The following is a 15,344-nucleotide window of genomic DNA, read 5'->3' as shown; positions in this document are numbered from 1 at the left end:
AGTACGAATGAAATAAAAAAAGCCCCAATCGTTAAGATCGGGGCTGTATCATTTACTTTACGCTAGCGGACGCTAATTACACATCACCACCGAAACGACGACGGCTTGAAGAGTCGTCACGACGCGGGGCGGAATCTTCGCGGCGCGGCGCGGAATCTTCGCGGCGCGGCGCGGAATCATCACGGCGCGGAGCATGACCTTCACGACGCGGCGCACGTTCGCTGCTGAAACGACGACCATCACCACGGCCGCCTTCGCGACGCTCACCGCCGAAACCGCGACCGCCTTCACGACGTTCACCGAAACCACGGCCGCCTTCACGACGCTCGCCGCCGCGGCGCTCAGGGCGCGGCTGGGCATCGCCCATCAGCTGCATGTTCATCGGCTTGTTCAGGATACGGGTACGAGTAAAGTGCTGCAGCACTTCGCCCGGCATGCCTTTCGGCAGCTCGATCGTTGAGTGGGTACCGAACAGCTTGATGTTGCCGATGTAACGGCTGCTGATGTCGCCTTCGTTAGCGATAGCGCCAACGATGTGACGAACTTCGACGCCGTCATCGCGGCCCACTTCAATACGATACAGTTCCATATCGCCAACGTCACGACGCTCGCGCTTAGGACGATCTTCCCCGCCGCGTTCCGCACGGTCACCGCGCGGGCCGCGGTCGTTACGATCGCCACGGCGTTCGAAACGATCGTCGCGATCGCGGAATTCGCGCTTAGGACGCATCGGCGCATCCGGCGGCAGGATCAGAGGACGTTCGCCCTGGGCCATTTTCAGCAGCGCGGCGGCCAGAGTTTCGATATCCAGTTCTTCGCCTTCAGCGGACGGCTTGATGTTCGTCAGCAGAGCGCGGTACTGATCCAGATCGCTGCTTTCTAGCTGCTGCTGAACTTTAGCGGCAAATTTTTCCAGACGGCGTTTGCCCAGCAGCTCTGCGTTCGGCAGCTCGACTTCCGGAATGGTCAGCTTCATGGTGCGTTCGATGTTACGCAGCAGACGGCGTTCGCGGTTCTCAACGAACAGCAGCGCGCGACCTGCGCGACCCGCACGACCGGTACGGCCAATACGGTGAACGTAAGACTCGGAGTCCATCGGGATGTCGTAGTTAACAACCAGGCTGATACGCTCAACGTCAAGGCCGCGGGCCGCAACGTCGGTCGCGATCAGGATGTCCAGACGACCGTCTTTCAGACGCTCCAGAGTCTGCTCACGCAGGGACTGGTTCATATCGCCGTTCAGCGCGGCGCTGTTATAGCCGCTACGCTCCAGCGCTTCAGCCACTTCCAGGGTCGCGTTTTTGGTACGCACGAAGATAATCGCCGCATCAAAATCTTCCGCTTCCAGGAAACGCACCAGCGCTTCGTTTTTACGCATACCGTAAGCAGTCCAGTAGCTCTGGCTGATGTCCGGGCGAGTGGTTACGCTGGACTGGATGCGCACTTCCTGCGGCTCTTTCATAAAGCGGCGGGTAATACGACGGATCGCTTCCGGCATAGTGGCAGAGAACAGGGCGGTCTGATGACCTTCCGGGATCTGCGCCATAATCGTTTCTACGTCTTCGATGAAGCCCATGCGCAGCATTTCGTCAGCTTCATCCAGCACCAGACCGCTCAGCTTAGAGAGATCCAGAGTACCGCGCTTCAGGTGGTCAAGCAGACGACCCGGGGTACCGACAACAATTTGTGGTCCCTGGCGCAGAGCACGCAGCTGCACGTCATAACGCTGGCCGCCGTAAAGGGCTACCACGTTTACGCCGCGCATATGTTTAGAGAATTCCGTCATCGCTTCAGCAACCTGTACCGCCAGTTCGCGGGTCGGCGCCAGCACCAGAATCTGCGGCGCTTTGAGCTCAGGATCAAGATTGTTCAGCAGCGGTAAAGAGAACGCTGCGGTTTTACCGCTGCCCGTCTGAGCCATGCCCAGAACGTCGCGGCCGCCCAGCAGGTGCGGAATGCACTCAGCCTGGATCGGAGATGGTTTTTCGTAACCCAGATCGTTAAGGGCTTCAAGGATAGGAGCCTTCAGGCCCAGATCTGCAAAAGTGGTTTCGAATTCAGCCATGTAGTACGTGTGCCTCAAAATTAATGGCGGCCAGTCTACATAACTCAACGTGAAAATTTACAGTAATTTTCATTGAAAAGTGTGAACCGGCTCAAAGTAGATGTATTAACGAACAACAACGCCCTCACCCGCGAAGGTGATGGCAATAAAAAATTGGGCTGATGTTTGTTCGTCAGCTATTGCTGGTCCGATTCTGCCAGGTCATCTTGCTCCTGGCCCAGGAGCGATAATTCCAACAATGCGTATCGGTGCTCAACGTAGTTGTGAACGTTGTTTGCGACCGCCAGTTTGAACAGTGCCGTAGCGCTGTCCCTGTCCCCCAGACTTAGGTAGTACTTACCTAAATAGAAGTTGGTTTCACTGAGATGCTCAGCGAGCGAGGTGTTATCCGTTGCGTCTGCCTTCAAACGATCCATCAGCGTTTTTTCGCTAATATCGTTAAGGTAGAACTCGACAATGTTCCATCCCCATTGCTCTTTGTCCGATTTCTCGAAGCGCTGTTTCAGTGCTTCAAGCGCCTGCTTCTCGTCGAGTTTGCGCTCAGCGAGGTAAAGCCACAGGCTACGGAAAGGATCGTTGGGATCGTCTTGATAAAACGCCAGCAGATCATCTTGCGCTAACTTAGCACGACCCCCGTAATACAGGGCGATGCCGCGATTTAAGTGCGCGTAGTTATAAGTTGGATCAAGCTCAAGTACAGAATCAAACGCTTCATAGGCAGCATCAAAATTGCCTGCCTGCGTTAAATATATGCCTAAGTAGTTGAATACTTCGGGCATATCAGGTCGGATTGCCAGCGCTTGCGAAAAATCGTTTCGCGCTAATGCCCTCAGACCGAGACTATCATACAACACTCCGCGCTCATATAAAAGCTGTGCGCGTTCATCATCGGTTAAAGCCCGACTGGCAAGAATTTGTTCCATGCGCGCCAGAATCACTTCTTGCTGCAAAGTCGGTTGCAATGGCACCGCGAGGACTGCGTCCTTACGCCAGGCAGAGCTGCTGCATCCTGCCAGCGTGAGAGCTGTCGCCACGAAACACCAGCGCAAAAAAGGCTTCATTTCCCACTCCCGAAGACAACGATTGGATGAACGTCCAGTTCCCCGGCTGCAAACGAGGCGTCCTGCCCGTAATACGCCCTCCGCAAACGCGGAGGGCAAGCGGCAACCTTACTCGCCCTGCTGAGCGACCGGAGCTTCCGGCGCGCTGACAGGCTGAGTCTGCTCAGTTGCTTCTTTGATGCTCAGACGCACGCGGCCCTGACGGTCCACTTCCAGAACCTTAACCGGTACTTCCTGACCCATCTGCAGGTAATCGGTCACTTTCTCTACGCGCTTATCGGCGATCTGAGAAATATGCACCAGACCTTCTTTACCGCCGCCAATGGCAACGAATGCGCCAAAGTCAACGATACGGGTCACTTTACCATTGTAGATACGGCCAACTTCGATCTCAGCGGTAATCTCTTCGATACGACGAATCGCGTGCTGCGCTTTGTCGCCGTCGGTCGCTGCGATTTTCACGGTACCGTCATCTTCGATTTCGATGGTGGTGCCGGTCTCTTCAGTCAGCGCACGGATTACGGAACCGCCCTTACCGATGACGTCTTTGATCTTGTCCGGGCTGATCTTGATGGTGTGGATACGCGGTGCGAATTCGGAGATGTCGCCGCGCGGCGCGTTAATCGCCTGCTCCATGACGCCCAGGATGTGCAGACGCGCACCTTTAGCCTGGTTCAGCGCAACCTGCATGATCTCTTTGGTGATACCTTCAATTTTGATATCCATCTGCAGCGCAGAGATACCGTCGCGGGAACCCGCAACTTTGAAGTCCATATCGCCCAGGTGATCTTCGTCGCCGAGAATATCGGAGAGAACGACATAGTTGTCGCCTTCTTTCACCAGACCCATCGCGATACCCGCAACGGAGGCTTTAATCGGCACGCCGGCGTCCATCAGTGCCAGAGAGGCGCCGCAAACGGAAGCCATGGAAGAAGAGCCGTTAGATTCGGTGATTTCAGAAACCACGCGTACGGTGTACGGGAACTCTTCGGTAGTCGGCATCACGGCCAGCACGCCGCGCTTAGCCAGACGACCGTGACCAATTTCACGACGCTTCGGCGAACCTACCATTCCGGTCTCGCCTACGGAGTACGGAGGGAAGTTGTAGTGGAACAGGAAGGAGTCGGTACGATCGCCCATCAGCTCATCGATGTTCTGTGCGTCACGCGCGGTACCCAGGGTCGCGGTAACCAGCGCCTGAGTTTCGCCACGGGTGAACAGTGCGGAACCGTGGGTGCGCGGCAGCACGCCGGTACGAACGTCCAGACCACGAATCATATCTTTTTCACGACCGTCGATGCGCGGCTCGCCCGCCAGTACGCGGCTACGAACGGCGTTTTTCTCGATAGCGTGCAGAATTTCACCCAGCTCGTTAGCGTCGAGGGATTCATCTTCAGCGGTCAGCGTGGCGATAGTTTCGGCTTTGATCACGCCAATCTGAGCGTAGCGCTCTTGTTTGTCAGTGATGCGGTAAGCGTCGCTCAGGCGCGCTTCAGCCAGGTCCGCAACGCGGGCGTTCAGCGCGGCATCTACGGCTTCCGGCTGCCATTCCCAGCGCGGTTTACCCGCTTCTTTCACCAGGTCATTGATGGCCTGAATAACAATCTGCTGCTGCTCGTGGCCGAATACCACCGCGCCCAGCATCTGGTCTTCGCTCAGCAGTTCAGCTTCGGATTCAACCATCAGGACTGCAGCTTCGGTACCGGCAACCACCAGGTCCAGCTTACTTTCTTTCAGCTCATCCTGAGTCGGGTTCAGCACGTACTGGTCGTTGATGTACCCAACGCGCGCGGAGCCGATAGGACCGTTAAACGGAATACCGGACAGAGACAGCGCAGCGGAAGCGCCGATCATGGCAACGATGTCCGGGTTAACCTGTGGGTTAACGGAAACAACGGTAGCAATAACCTGCACTTCGTTAACGAAACCTTCCGGGAACAGCGGACGAACCGGGCGGTCAATCAGACGCGCAATCAGGGTTTCGCCTTCGCTTGGACGGCCTTCACGACGGAAGAAACCACCCGGGATTTTACCTGCCGCGTAGGTACGCTCTTGATAGTTTACGGTCAGCGGGAAGAAGTCCTGGCCTGGCTTCGCTTTTTTCTGGCCGACAACGGTAACGAATACCGCGGTGTCATCCATGCTTACCATGACAGCAGCAGTGGCCTGGCGAGCCATCATGCCGGTTTCCAGGGTGACGGTGTGTTGGCCGTACTGGAATTTACGAACGATCGGATTTAGCAAAATTCTATCCTTTTATCAAAAAGTGACGCTATATCGAGGATATAGCGTCAGATGACCCGATCTTCTGCATCCTCGCGACTAATGACAACCTTTACCCGCCCCTGCGGATGAAGCCTCTCATTAGCCGCGCGAACCTCTACACAAAGATCATTAATAGCAACAATACATGAGTTTTTAGCTAATTGCTGCCGCCTGGTCGAAAAAAGGGGCCCTGAGGCCCCTTTTTCTGAAACTCGCAGAATTAGCGACGCAGACCCAGACGCTCGATCAGCGAAGCGTAACGTGCAACATCTTTACGTTTCAGGTAGTCGAGCAGTTTACGACGCTGGGAAACCATGCGCAGCAGACCACGACGGCTGTGGTGATCTTTTTTGTGCTCGGAGAAGTGACCCTGCAGATGGTTAATCTGGGCAGTCAGCAGTGCAACCTGAACTTCGGTAGAACCGCTATCGTTTTCGCCACGACCAAACTCAGAAACGATTTTTGCTTTAGCTTCAACGCTTAGAGACATTTTAAACTCCAAAAATTAAAAGAAAGAAAGGGTGCCGATCTCTAATTCAGCGACCCCTGATGCGACGCCCGAAAATGTTAAAACACTTTTGCGGACGTCAGGCGGCAATATTCTACTCGCAGCCGGCTTTTATCGCAAGAACAGCCCTCAGGCAGGATATTCAACGACCAGACGACGCGGCGCCACGCGGCCTTCGTCATCAATCTCGCCCATGCCGAGGAACTTCTCGTCTTCGCCTTCCGTTACGCGCACCAGCCCCTGCTTCGGCGCGCCCGAAGTACGCACCGGATTACCGTTTTTAAAGTATACCGCCGACGTTTCGGGAATATTAACTAACGGATAATCCGACGCCGGGCTATCCATCGGCATCAGCAGCGGGTCGAGCAGCTGCGCGGCGGGAATATCCTGCTCCTGCGCCTGTTCAACCAGCGCCTGCAGCTGTTCGAGAGTCACCATACGGTCAACGGGATATTTGCTGACGGCCAGTCGGCGCAGGAAAATCACGTGCGCGCCGCAGCCCAGCTTTTCGCCTAAATCGTCGATAATCGTCCGAATATAGGTGCCTTTTGAACAATGGATTTCCAGCTCGAGCTCATCGCCTTCGTGGCGAATAAACAGCAACTCGTAGACGGTAATCGGCCGGGCTTCGCGCGGGACGTCAATCCCCTGGCGGGCATATTCGTACAGCTTTTTACCCTGGTACTTCAGCGCCGAATACATTGACGGCACCTGCTGAGTCTCGCCGCGAAAGCCTTCCAGCGCGGAGGCCAGCTCATCGTCGCTAAAGGCCAGCGGGCGCTCCTCCACCACCTGACCATCAGCATCAGAGGTATCGGTGCGTTGACCCAGTCTGGCAATGACGCGGTAACGCTTGTCAGAATCGAGCAGGTACTGGGAAAACTTGGTCGCTTCTCCGAGGCAAATCGGCAGCATGCCGGTTGCCAGCGGATCCAGCGCGCCGGTGTGCCCTGCCCGATTAGCGTTATAAATACGTTTTACTTTTTGCAGCACGTCATTGCTGGAAGCCCCCTGGGGTTTATCCAGCAACAGCACGCCATGCACATCGCGACCGCGACGACGAGGACGACTCATTAGTCCTCCTTGACGTCGTCCGGATTCACACGACGCTCATCGTCATGCTTCACCACGCTGGTCACCAGATTAGACATCCGCATCCCTTCAACCAGCGAGTTGTCGTAGAAGAAGGTCAGTTCCGGCACGATACGCAGGCGCATCGCTTTACCCAGCAGCGAGCGGATAAATCCGGATGCTTCCTGCAGCGCTTTAATACCTGCCTTAACGGCGGCTTCATCTTTGTCGTTCAGGAACGTCACGAACACTTTGGCATAGGCCAGATCGCGGGACATTTCGACGCCAGAGACGGTGGTCATCATGCCCAAACGTGGATCTTTAATTTCGCGCTGCAGGATGATAGCAATCTCTTTTTGCATCTCCTGAGCGACGCGCTGCGGGCGACCAAATTCTTTCGCCATAATAAATTCTCCAGAATAAAGACAAAAAAGGGGCCATAAGCCCCTTTTTAGAATTATTGCCGGGTGGCGCTTCGCTAACCCGGCCTGTTCTCGGCGATCTTCCGTCAATACCGGGCTGCAGCACAAGGCGCTACGGCCCAATAGTCGACGAAGGTTACGCGATGGTACGTTGGATTTCGATGATTTCGAACACTTCGATCATATCGCCAACGCGAACGTCGTTGTAGTTCTTAACGCCGATACCACATTCCATACCGTTACGGACTTCGTTAACGTCATCTTTGAAGCGGCGGAGGGATTCCAGCTCGCCTTCATAGATAACCACGTTGTCACGCAGTACGCGGATTGGGTTGTGACGTTTAATCGTGCCTTCGGTAACCATACAGCCCGCGATGGCGCCAAATTTCGGCGATTTGAACACATCACGCACTTCAGCCAGACCAATGATTTGCTGTTTCAGCTCCGGAGACAGCATGCCGCTCATTGCGGCTTTAACTTCGTCGATCAGGTTATAGATGACGGAGTAGTAGCGCAGATCCAGGCTTTCCGATTCAATCACTTTGCGAGCAGATGCGTCGGCACGTACGTTGAAGCCAACCAGGATAGCGTTGGATGCCGCAGCCAGGGTGGCGTCGGTTTCGGTGATCCCACCTACGCCAGAACCAATGATCTTCACTTTGACTTCGTCCGTAGACAGCTTCAGTAAAGAGTCAGAGATGGCTTCTACAGAGCCCTGAACGTCTGCTTTCAGTACCACGTTCACTTCGTGAACTTCGCCGTCGGTCATGTTAGCGAACATGTTCTCAAGCTTGGACTTCTGCTGACGCGCCAGTTTGACTTCGCGGAATTTGCCCTGACGATACAGCGCAACTTCACGCGCTTTTTTCTCGTCACGAACAACGGTAACTTCGTCACCCGCAGCCGGAACGCCGGACAGGCCGAGGATCTCAACCGGAATGGACGGACCCGCTTCCAGCACTTCCTGACCCAGTTCGTTACGCATCGCGCGAACGCGGCCGTATTCGAAGCCGCACAGAACGATATCGCCCTTGTTCAGCGTACCTTCACGTACCAGAACGGTAGCAACCGGACCACGACCTTTATCCAGGAAGGATTCGATAACCGCACCGCTTGCCATGCCGTTGCGAACGGCTTTCAGCTCCAGAACTTCAGCCTGCAGCAGGATGGCGTTCAGCAGATCGTCGATACCGGTACCGGCTTTCGCAGATACAGGGATGAACTGAGATTCGCCGCCCCACTCTTCCGGCATAACGCCGTACTGAGACAGTTCGTTTTTAACGCGATCCATATCAGCTTCTGGCTTATCGATTTTGTTAACCGCGACAACAACCGGTACCTGCGCGGCTTTCGCATGCTGGATAGCTTCGATAGTCTGCGGCATCACGCCATCGTCCGCGGCAACAACCAGAACAACGATATCCGTTGCCTGAGCACCACGAGCACGCATTGAGGTGAACGCGGCGTGGCCCGGGGTATCCAGGAAGGTGATCATGCCGTTTTCAGTTTCAACGTGGTACGCACCGATGTGCTGGGTAATACCACCCGCTTCGCCGGACGCCACTTTCGTGGAGCGGATATAGTCGAGCAGAGAAGTTTTACCGTGGTCAACGTGACCCATGATGGTCACAACCGGTGCGCGGGCTTCTGCCGCAGCGCCGGTATCACGATCGCTCATTACCGCTTCTTCCAGCTCGTTCTCACGACGCAGGATAACCTTGTGGCCCATCTCTTCGGCAACCAGCTGTGCGGTTTCCTGATCGATGACCTGGTTAATGGTCGCCATTGCGCCCAGCTTCATCATCGCTTTGATGACCTGAGAGCCTTTGACCGCCATCTTGTTAGCCAGATCGCCAACGGTGATGGTTTCGCCGATGATAACGTCACGGTTCACGGCCTGAGCCGGCTTCTGGAAGCCCTGCTGCAGAGAAGAACCTTTACGCTTGCCGCCTTTACCACCGCGGACGGCCGCACGGGCCTCTTCGCGATCGGCTTTGGATTCAGCGTGCTTATTGCCTTTCTTCTGAGGGCGTGCTGCTTTGGCGTTACGGCCACGGCCGCGACCGCCTTCAACTTCACGGTCGTTGTCGTCTTCTGCCTGACGGGCATGCTGAGACGTGGTCACGTGATAGTCAGAGGTTTCTTCAGGCGGCGTTTCTGGGGTTTCGGTCCAGTTCTTTTCGTTTTCTGCGGCCATGCGGCGTGCCTCGTCCGCCACGCGGCGCGCTTCTTCTTCAAGCTTGCGACGCGCTTCTTCTTCCGCTTTACGTTTCAGCTCTGCAGCTTCGTTTTCACGGCGGGTCTTTTCAGCCTGGGCGGTTTTTGTCATTTCGTCGGTTTGTTGATTGCTCACTTTGTCTTTTTCCGCAGCTTCACGTTTCGCTTTATCAGCGACTTCACGTTTAGCTTGTTCTGCGGCCTCGCGTTCAGCTTTTAATTGCGCCTCTCGCTTCGCCGTTTCTTCAGCTTCACGATGGGCCTGCTCTTCCGCTTCACGCTGCGCCTGCTCTTCCGCGGCAAGGCGTTCTGCCTCTTGCGGATCGCGTTTCACAAAAGTGCGTTTCTTGCGGACTTCGATTTGTACCGATTTGCTCTTTCCACCGGTACCTGGAATATTTAACGTGCTGCGCGTTTTGCGCTGCAGCGTCAGCTTGTCGGGCGCCGAGCCGTGTTCACGGTTCAGGTGCGTCAACAGGGCCTGCTTCTCTTGCGCGGTCACAGAGTCATCGACCGATTTGCGGATGCCTGCATCAGCAAATTGCTGTATCAGGCGATCCACAGAGGTCTGAATCTCTGAAGCCAGCGCTTTAATGGTCACATCTGTCATGCTGTTCCTTCCTGCTACAGTTTATTACGCTTCGTCGCCGAACCAACAAATATTACGGGCGGCCATGATGAGCTCTCCGGCTTTTTCGTCGGTCAAGCCTTCGATATCAGCCAGATCATCAATGCCCTGCTCGGCGAGATCTTCCAGCGTACAAACGCCACGGGCAGCCAGTTTGAAAGCCATCAGACGTTCCAGACCTTCCAGATTCAGTAAATCTTCGGCAGGTTTGGTGTCGCCCAGGCTTTCTTCCTGAGCCAGCGCCAACGTGGTCAGCGCATTTTTCGCACGCTCACGAAGTGCTTCAACGGTGGCTTCATCCAGACCGTCGATTTCCAGCAGTTCTTTCACCGGCACGTAGGCCAGTTCTTCCAGAGTGGCGAAACCTTCTTCGACCAGCACAGTGGCGAAATCTTCATCGATATCAAGATACTTAGTAAAAGTATCGATCGCCGCATGGGCTTCAGCCTGGTGCTTAGCCTGCAGGTCATCAACAGTCATCACGTTGAGTTCCCAGCCGCTCAGCTGCGATGCCAGACGCACGTTCTGACCGTTACGGCCGATAGCCTGCGCCAGATTGCCCGCTTCGACGGCGATATCCATGGTGTGCTTGTCTTCATCCACCACGATAGACGCAACGTCGGCCGGAGCCATCGCGTTGATCACGAACTGCGCCGGGTTATCATCCCACAGGACGATATCGATACGCTCGCCGCCCAGTTCGGTAGAAACCGCCTGAACGCGCGCACCGCGCATGCCGACACAGGCGCCAACCGGATCGATTCGCTTATCGTTGGTTTTCACCGCGATTTTCGCACGGGAACCCGGATCGCGAGCGGCGGCTTTAATCTCGAGCACTTCTTCACCGATTTCCGGCACCTCAATGCGGAACAGTTCGTTCAGCATTTCCGGCTTAGAACGGGTAACGAACAGCTGAGCGCCGCGCGCTTCCGGACGTACCGCGTACAGCACACCGCGAATACGGTCGCCCGGGCGGAAGTTTTCACGCGGCAGCATATCTTCACGCAGGATCACGGCTTCAGCATTGCTGCCCAGATCCAGAGTGATGTTGTCGCGGTTCACTTTTTTCACCACGCCGGTGATGATTTCACCTTCGTGCTCGCGGAACTGATCGACGACCATGGCGCGTTCGGCTTCACGTACTTTCTGTACGATGACCTGTTTTGCCGTTTGCGTGGTGATACGGTCGAAGGTGACGGATTCAATCTGGTCTTCGACGAAGTCGCCAGGATTCATGCTTTCGTCTTCGTAACGCGCCGCTTCAAGCGTAATTTCGCGAGTCGGCTGGGTAACTTCTTCAACGACCAGCCAGCGACGGAAGGTGTCAAAATCACCGCTACGACGATCGATGCTCACGCGCACGTCGATCTCTTGCTCGTATTTTTTCTTTGTAGCCGTTGCCAGGGCACTTTCCAGCGCTTCAAAAATCTTTTCGCGCGGCAGCGATTTTTCGTTGGAAACGGCTTCAACAACAGCCAAAATTTCTTTGTTCATCGGGGCCTTTCACCTCAATCCAGACTGTTAAAAGTGGGGAACCAGGTTCGCCTTCTGGATGTTACTCAGCGCGAACACTTCATCTTTGCCTTCGACGGTTACCGTGATCATTTCACCGTCTACCGCTTTGATAACGCCCTGCCATTTGCGGCGATTTTGCACCGCCATACGCAGTACCAGCGAAACTTCTTCACCGGAAAAACGCGCATAGTGTTCGGCGGTAAACATCGGGCGATCGAGACCAGGTGAAGACACTTCCAGGTTATAAGCAACGGTGATCGGATCTTCGACGTCCATGACAGCACTGACCTGGTGGCTTACATCAGCACAATCATCAACATTGATGCCATTATCACTATCAATATAGATGCGCAGTGTAGAAGTGCGACCACGAACGAATTCGATGCCGACCAGCTCAAAGCCAAGCGCTTCAACCGGCGCAGTGAGCATCTCTGTTAATTTTTGCTCTAATGTGGACAAACCCACCCCCAAGACATAAAAAAAGGGCGTATAGCCCAGTTATTCTGAAGTCAGATAACAAAAAACCCCGATAAATCGGGGTTTTAGATAACTGAACCCTGCGATCGCAACTGCGATCTGGAACACTTCCAGGAGAATTCTTTCAAATTCGGCTACGAAGGACCAGGTCCTCACAGTATATTTGAAAAAGTACTCAAAGGGAAAGTGGTTGCGGGGGCCGGATTTGAACCGACGACCTTCGGGTTATGAGCCCGACGAGCTACCAGGCTGCTCCACCCCGCGCCTGAAACGTGGCGTATTTTACTCTTATTGAGCAAAAGACGCAAATACTGCTGGGATTTGGTACCGAAGACGGGACATAAAATCGTGGTAAAGTCTATTGATAAACCCTATATTTTGTCAACATATTTTTCACATTGTCCGGTTATCGTTTATGCTGGCATTGCACCCTTTTTTAGCAAAAAAGTCATGAATCACTTCCGGTCACCCGTAAAAGATGATTAAATGAAAACTCACAATTAATGCATAAACATGCAATAGAGATATATTCCATTTGACTTAATTTTTACGCCACCCTGGCATGGAGAGCGCGAGAAGACCTGCGTGTATGGTTATACATTATGGTTTTTAAGCATGACCCTGAACCTCAATGGCAAACGGAATAGTCAAATAGGACAGGTTCTGGACCTGGTAAACCGAACTCACAACAGTCTATCTAGCAGGGTTTTATTTTATGACGACGATTCTTAAGCATCTCCCGATTGGTCAACGTATTGGTATCGCTTTCTCTGGTGGACTGGATACCAGCGCCGCCCTGCTGTGGATGCGTAAAAAAGGCGCGGTACCGTACGCCTACACCGCTAACCTCGGCCAGCCGGACGAAGAGGATTACGATGCAATTCCGCGCCGCGCCAAAGAATACGGAGCCGAGGGCGCTCGTCTGATCGACTGCCGTAAGCAGCTGGTTGCTGAAGGCATTGCCGCTATCCAGTGCGGTGCGTTTCATAACACCACCGGCGGCCTGACCTATTTCAACACCACCCCGCTCGGTCGTGCCGTTACCGGCACCATGCTGGTTGCCGCGATGAAAGAAGACGGCGTTAACATTTGGGGTGACGGCAGTACATATAAAGGCAACGATATCGAGCGTTTCTATCGTTACGGCCTGCTGACCAACGCTGAACTGAAAATTTACAAACCGTGGCTGGATAGCGACTTTATCGATGAGCTCGGCGGACGTCAGGAAATGTCCGAGTTTATGATTGCCTGCGGCTTTGACTACAAAATGTCCGTCGAGAAAGCCTACTCAACTGACTCCAACATGCTGGGCGCAACCCATGAGGCAAAGGACCTGGAATTCCTGAACTCCAGCGTCAAAATCGTTAATCCGATAATGGGGGTTAAGTTCTGGGATGAGAGCGTGAAGATCCCGGCGGAAGAAGTGACCATTCGCTTTGAACAGGGTCATCCGGTCGCGCTCAACGGCCAAACCTTCAGCGATGACGTGGAACTGATGCTGGAAGCAAACCGCATCGGCGGCCGTCACGGGCTTGGCATGAGTGACCAGATTGAAAACCGCATCATCGAAGCCAAAAGCCGCGGCATCTATGAAGCACCGGGGATGGCGCTGCTGCACATTGCCTATGAGCGTCTGCTGACCGGTATCCATAACGAAGATACCATTGAGCAGTACCACGCTCACGGGCGTCAGCTGGGCCGTCTGCTGTATCAGGGACGCTGGTTTGATTCTCAGGCGCTGATGCTGCGTGACGCGCTGCAACGCTGGGTGGCGAGCGCGATTACCGGTGAAGTGACGCTGGAGCTGCGTCGCGGTAATGATTACTCCATTCTGAACACCGTCTCCGACAACCTGACCTATAAAGCAGAGCGTCTGACGATGGAGAAAGGCGACTCAATGTTCTCCGCAGAGGACCGTATTGGCCAACTGACCATGCGTAATCTGGATATCACCGATACCCGCGATAAGCTGTTCGGTTACGCTCAATCCGGCCTGCTCACCGCCTCTTCGGCGACCGGCCTGCCGCAGGTTGAGAATCTGGAAAATAAAGACAAATAAGCTCTTTTTTATCGACTCTTTCAGCCGACGTTAATCCGTCGGCTTTTTTCTTTCCCGGAATTGCGCCATAAAACCTGAGCCCCATCATTTTATCGACCGCGGTATCTAATAATCATTGCCTGCAATCTTGCGCGCAGATTTATCTTTTCCGATTGTTGGGCCCCACACATGGGACCACTGCGGGAAATGGATCGCCTGCTGGCGACGCTTGAAGCTTAAACAACCAAAGGGACGGTCTTCAGGGCCTTATTGCTCTCTTCTAACCCGGCAACGATTAACAGCCTGCAATGCTTCATTGCGCTACTCACCTCTAATAAATAGATGAGCGCGACTTTAGCGGCCTGGATGGGATTAAGGCCAACGGAGAGTTATTTATAAATAAGCAGCTCTGGATTTAGGGCAAAAAAAAGACGCTTTTCAGCGTCTTTTTTTCGGAATATGGTACCGAGGATGGGACTCGAACCCACAAGCCCGTTAGGGCACTACCACCTCAAGGTAGCGTGTCTACCAATTCCACCACCTCGGTACGGATACTGTTTATTAGTGCGGGATGTCGCTGCTCGGCTGCGCCGGCGCTGCTGGCTGAGTCTGCTCGGATTTCGGCGCGCTCAGATTATCCCACTCGCTTCCTTTATTGGTCTTATTACTGTTGATATTGCCCAGCACCAGACTGATGATGAAGAACAATGCAGCCAGGATACCGGTCATGCGGGTCATGAAGTTACCTGAACCGCTGGAACCGAACAACGTGCCGGAAGCGCCTGCTCCGAACGAGGCTCCCATATCAGCGCCTTTACCTTGCTGCAGCATGATCAGACCAACAAGGCCAATCGCCACAATAAGGAAAACAACTAAAAGAGCTTCTTGCATAATCAACCTGTTCCTTGCGGATTCGCCGCATACCAATTGCTTCGACCAATAAAGCGGAACGTATTAACGTTTCCCACTGAAGCGGGTGTGAATACTAACCAAAGCGAATGACCTTCGCAAGGGCAATTTCGACGCATTTTATCAACTGCGGAAAAAAACAGCAAAAAAACGTTTACCGGACATTAA

Annotated in this window: 12 protein-coding genes and 2 tRNA genes; 1 reads left to right on the top strand and 13 read right to left on the bottom strand. The window is 54.2% G+C overall.

Features of this window, described 5'->3' with window-relative positions; all coding sequences use genetic code 11:
- Window positions 1-76: 76 nt before the first annotated feature.
- From AC1M2H_RS02895 to AC1M2H_RS02845, 11 genes are all read right to left on the bottom strand, one after another.
- Window positions 77-2,065 (bottom strand): DEAD/DEAH family ATP-dependent RNA helicase, encoded by a 1,989-nt coding sequence (locus AC1M2H_RS02895; protein WP_480150202.1) that lies wholly within the window; start codon window positions 2,063-2,065, stop codon window positions 77-79.
- Window positions 2,058-2,138 (bottom strand): protein YrbN, encoded by an 81-nt coding sequence (yrbN, locus tag AC1M2H_RS02890; RefSeq protein ID WP_115191791.1) that lies wholly within the window; start codon window positions 2,136-2,138, stop codon window positions 2,058-2,060. The genes AC1M2H_RS02895 and yrbN overlap by 8 nt, the downstream gene beginning before the upstream one ends.
- A gap of 103 nt (window positions 2,139-2,241) precedes the next feature.
- The gene (gene nlpI, locus AC1M2H_RS02885; RefSeq protein ID WP_480150201.1) at window positions 2,242-3,126 is read right to left on the bottom strand and encodes a lipoprotein NlpI; all 885 of its coding nucleotides are present in this window, start codon (window positions 3,124-3,126) and stop codon (window positions 2,242-2,244) included.
- Between the two features lie 108 nt (window positions 3,127-3,234).
- On the bottom strand, window positions 3,235-5,370 hold the full coding sequence (pnp, locus tag AC1M2H_RS02880) for a polyribonucleotide nucleotidyltransferase (RefSeq protein ID WP_480150200.1): 2,136 nt from the start codon (window positions 5,368-5,370) through the stop codon (window positions 3,235-3,237).
- Between the two features lie 241 nt (window positions 5,371-5,611).
- On the bottom strand, window positions 5,612-5,881 hold the full coding sequence (gene rpsO, locus AC1M2H_RS02875; protein ID WP_426812297.1) for a 30S ribosomal protein S15: 270 nt from the start codon (window positions 5,879-5,881) through the stop codon (window positions 5,612-5,614).
- 147 nt (window positions 5,882-6,028) lie between these two features.
- Window positions 6,029-6,973: a tRNA pseudouridine(55) synthase TruB gene (gene truB / locus AC1M2H_RS02870; protein WP_480150199.1), complete on the bottom strand. Its 945-nt coding sequence runs from the start codon at window positions 6,971-6,973 to the stop codon at window positions 6,029-6,031.
- Entirely contained in the window at window positions 6,973-7,374 is a 402-nt protein-coding gene (gene rbfA / locus AC1M2H_RS02865; RefSeq protein WP_041147389.1) for a 30S ribosome-binding factor RbfA, read from the bottom strand. The genes truB and rbfA overlap by 1 nt, the downstream gene beginning before the upstream one ends.
- Window positions 7,375-7,528: 154 nt before the next feature.
- Window positions 7,529-10,219 (bottom strand): translation initiation factor IF-2, encoded by a 2,691-nt coding sequence (gene infB, locus AC1M2H_RS02860; RefSeq protein ID WP_480150198.1) that lies wholly within the window; start codon window positions 10,217-10,219, stop codon window positions 7,529-7,531.
- 24 nt (window positions 10,220-10,243) lie between these two features.
- Entirely contained in the window at window positions 10,244-11,731 is a 1,488-nt protein-coding gene (nusA, locus tag AC1M2H_RS02855) for a transcription termination factor NusA (protein ID WP_480150197.1), read from the bottom strand.
- A gap of 27 nt (window positions 11,732-11,758) precedes the next feature.
- Window positions 11,759-12,211, bottom strand: coding sequence for a ribosome maturation factor RimP (gene rimP, locus AC1M2H_RS02850; protein WP_071844987.1), 453 nt, complete (start codon window positions 12,209-12,211; stop codon window positions 11,759-11,761).
- 205 nt (window positions 12,212-12,416) lie between these two features.
- Window positions 12,417-12,493, bottom strand: a tRNA-Met gene (locus tag AC1M2H_RS02845).
- A 451-nt stretch (window positions 12,494-12,944) separates the two neighbouring features.
- Here AC1M2H_RS02845 and argG point away from each other — a divergent pair.
- Window positions 12,945-14,288, top strand: coding sequence for an argininosuccinate synthase (gene argG / locus AC1M2H_RS02840; protein ID WP_480150196.1), 1,344 nt, complete (start codon window positions 12,945-12,947; stop codon window positions 14,286-14,288).
- Between the two features lie 439 nt (window positions 14,289-14,727).
- Here the strand turns inward: argG and AC1M2H_RS02835 are convergent.
- Both AC1M2H_RS02835 and secG read right to left on the bottom strand, forming a co-directional pair.
- Window positions 14,728-14,814, bottom strand: a tRNA-Leu gene (locus AC1M2H_RS02835).
- A 14-nt stretch (window positions 14,815-14,828) separates the two neighbouring features.
- A complete protein-coding gene (secG, locus tag AC1M2H_RS02830; protein ID WP_426812580.1) occupies window positions 14,829-15,158 on the bottom strand; it encodes a preprotein translocase subunit SecG in 330 nt (109 codons plus the stop codon).
- Window positions 15,159-15,344 lie beyond the last annotated feature (186 nt).

This window comes from Klebsiella sp. F11 (genome assembly GCF_056712265.1).
This window is presented reverse-complemented; position numbering and strand designations above follow the sequence as displayed.